Genomic DNA, 2,414 nt, shown 5'->3' with positions numbered 1-2,414 from the left:
CCCCGCCAGCATGCCCTTGCCGCGCGCAAGTTCGGTCATCTTGCTTTGCAGCTTCTCGAAAGCCCGGACCTCGATCTGCCGGATGCGCTCGCGCGAGACGCCATAGCTTTCCGACAGCTCCTCCAGCGTCACCGGCTCCTCGGCCAGACGGCGCTGCACGAGGATCTCGCGCTCGCGGTCGTTCAGCACGCTCATCGCCTGTGACAAAAGCGCGCGCCGGGCATCCAGCTCGTCGCGCTCGGCATAGGCGCCAGCCTGATCGCTGTCTTCATCTTCCAGCCAGTCTTGCCACTGCGCGCCGCCATCCTCGCTGCCGACCGTGGCATTGAGCGAGGCATCCGCCCCGGCGAGGCGGCGGTTCATGTCAATGACCTCGGATTCCGACACCGAAAGATCCTTGGCAATCTGCGCGACATTCTCTGGGCGCAGGTCGCCCTCTTCCAGCGCGCCGACCTTGGCTTTGGCCTTGCGCAGGTTGAAGAACAGCTTCTTCTGCGCGCTGGTGGTGCCCAGCTTCACAAGGCTCCAGCTGCGCAGGATATATTCCTGAATGCTGGCGCGGATCCACCACATCGCATAGGTCGCAAGGCGGAAGCCCTTTTCGGGGTCAAAGCGTTTCACCGCCTGCATCAGACCGACATTCGCCTCCGAGATCACCTCGGCCTGCGGCAGGCCATAGCCGCGATAGCCCATGGCGATCTTCGCGGCCAGACGCAGGTGGCTGGTCACCAGCCGGTGCGCCGATTTGGGGTCCTGGTGGTCGACCCAGGCCTTCGCCAGCATGTATTCCTCTTCCGGCTCCAGCAGCGGAAATTTGCGGATTTCCTGCATGTAGCGGTTCAACCCCTGTTCGGGGCTGGGGGCGGGAAGATTGGCATAGCTCGACATCGGGTCTCCCTTTCTCCTGTGGCGATGTATCCCGCCACCGGACCGGCAAATCTAGGCATCGTCTGGCGGTCGTGCAAGATCATCGCAGCCAGACGTAGCCATACGCACGACAATGTGGGTTGGTTCCGTCGGGGATGCGAGCTTTGTGTCAGCTTCTCACGCAAGCGTGTGATTGCGGTAACATGTTGTGCCCTTCGCCGGTCTATGGCGTCTGGCTGCGCCTTGGTCGCGGGCGGGAGGGGAACGCGACGCGTTACCTGCTGCGCCCTTGCCCATCACTCTAGGGGCCGTCGCCTCACCCGATCCCCTGCAAGAAGGCGGTCAGATTGGCCCCGAGGGCCGGTTGCAGATAGCCGCCCTCCTGCACCACCAGCACCGGCAGGCCAAGGCCCGCAATCGCCTCGGCCATCCGGGTGAAACCCGGTGTTGTCAGCCGAAAGCCCTGAAACGGGTCATCCTCATGCGCATCCAGCCCGAGGGCCACCACCACCACATCGGCGCCAAAGGCCCGGATGCGCGCCAAGGCCACCGCCAGCGCCGCCAGATAATCGGCATCCCCCGTGCCACGCGGCAGCGGCAGGTTCAGGTTATAGCCAAGGCCCGCCCCCGCGCCACGCTCCTGCGCCGCGCCCCAGAAGAACGGGTAGAACCGGTCCGGGTCGGCATGCAGGCTGACCGTCAGCACATCGCTGCGCGCATAGAACATGCCCTGCGTGCCATTGCCGTGATGCACATCGACATCCAGGATCGCCGGGCGCAGCCCCTGCCCTCGCAGCCACTCCGCCGCGATGCCCGCATTGTTCAGAAAGCAAAAGCCGCCCGCCAGATCGGCAAAGGCATGATGCCCCGGCGGGCGGCAAAGCGCATAGGCGCGGCCCTCCGCCAGCACCGCCTCTGCCGCCGAAAGCGCGCTTTGCGCCGACCAATAGGCCGCCTCCCAGGTGCCCGCCGCAATCGGGCAGGCGGTGTCGGCCTGATGCCAGCCCGCCTGCCCCACAGCCGATTTCGGGTAATTGGCGCTGCGCCGGTCGGGGTGGATATTCGGGATCACCTCATCCGCCGCCCCCTCGATCCGCTGCCAGCGGCTGTGGATGGTTTGCAGGAAGGCCAGATATTCGGCGCTTTGCACCGCCGCCAGCGGCCCCATGCCGAAATCGCGCGGCGCCTCGATCACAGCCCCCGCCGCCTCGGCCCCGGCGCGCAACACCGCGATCCGCTCCGGCGTTTCGGGATTGGGCAGACGCCGCCCGTTCGCCATGAACATCTGCGGATCATGCGCGCCCTGCCGCGCCTCCAGAAAAGCCCTCATAGCGCCGCCAGCTCCTTGCCTTCCAATGTCAGCCAGATCTCGTCCGGCTTGGCCCGAAAACCCAGCCGCGCATACAGCCGCCGCGCGGCTGCGTTCTGCTCATAGACCGCCAGCCGCAGATAGCCCGGCCCCCATCGCCGCGCCGCCTCGTCGCGCACCGCCGCCAGCAGCGCCCGGCCCAAGCCCCGCCCCCGCGCCGCCGCATCTACCCACACAT

3 protein-coding genes are annotated in these 2,414 nt (G+C 66.6%); all 3 read right to left on the bottom strand.

Annotation, left to right across the window (positions count from 1 at the left end):
- The coding region (rpoH, locus tag JNN06_RS11035; RefSeq protein WP_291239645.1) for an RNA polymerase sigma factor RpoH at positions 1 to 888 on the bottom strand (888 nt) is incomplete at its 3' end.
- Between the two features lie 295 nt (positions 889 to 1,183).
- Complete coding sequence (locus JNN06_RS11030; RefSeq protein WP_291239644.1) at positions 1,184 to 2,197, bottom strand: histone deacetylase family protein; 1,014 nt, start codon at positions 2,195 to 2,197, stop codon at positions 1,184 to 1,186.
- Positions 2,194 to 2,414 (bottom strand): GNAT family N-acetyltransferase (locus JNN06_RS11025; protein ID WP_291239643.1); only part of this gene is annotated, 221 nt, incomplete at its 5' end. The genes JNN06_RS11025 and JNN06_RS11030, both read right to left, overlap by 4 nt.

The sequence above is a fragment of the Gemmobacter sp. genome (genome assembly GCF_016792925.1).
In the GTDB taxonomy this organism is placed as follows: Bacteria; Pseudomonadota; Alphaproteobacteria; order Rhodobacterales; family Rhodobacteraceae; genus Gemmobacter.
This window is presented reverse-complemented; position numbering and strand designations above follow the sequence as displayed.